Genomic DNA, 484 nt, shown 5'->3' on the forward strand with positions numbered 1-484 from the left:
GCTCGTAAGCGTCGATCGCGTCGAGCCGGTACAGCATCTGATACTTGTCCGCGTGCGTCGCCGAGTAGCGCAGCGTGCAGAGCGGGCGCATCGCCTCGAGCCCCTCCTTGCCGCGCCCCTCGAGCCCGCCGTCCACGCTCTGCGGCTCGTCGACGATCACGATCGGGTGCGTCGCGCGAATACGGTCGATCGGCTTCTCGCCGCCCGTATGTTCGCTGTCCTTGTAGAGCGTGTTGACGTCCTTCTTGTTGATCGCCGCGACCGTGACGATCATGATCTGCACGATCGATTTCGACGCGAAGCTGCGCACCTCGCCGAGCTTCGCCGAATCGTAGACGAAATAGTCGAACGGCACGCCCGCGTAAAGGCGCCGGAAATGCTGCTCGGTGATCTGCAGCGTCTTGTGCACCCCCTCCTTGATCGCGACCGACGGCACGACGATCACGAACTTCGTGAAGTCGAAGCGGCGGTGCAGCTCGAAGAT

At 63.2% G+C, this 484-nt stretch carries 1 pseudogene; it reads right to left on the minus strand.

The window, feature by feature from the left end:
- Nucleotides 1-484, minus strand: a pseudogene (locus tag J5M67_RS28115) (restriction endonuclease subunit R); the annotation flags it as partial.

This window comes from Pseudomonas sp. 30_B (assembly GCF_017491605.1).
GTDB lineage: Bacteria > Pseudomonadota > Gammaproteobacteria > Pseudomonadales > Pseudomonadaceae > Pseudomonas.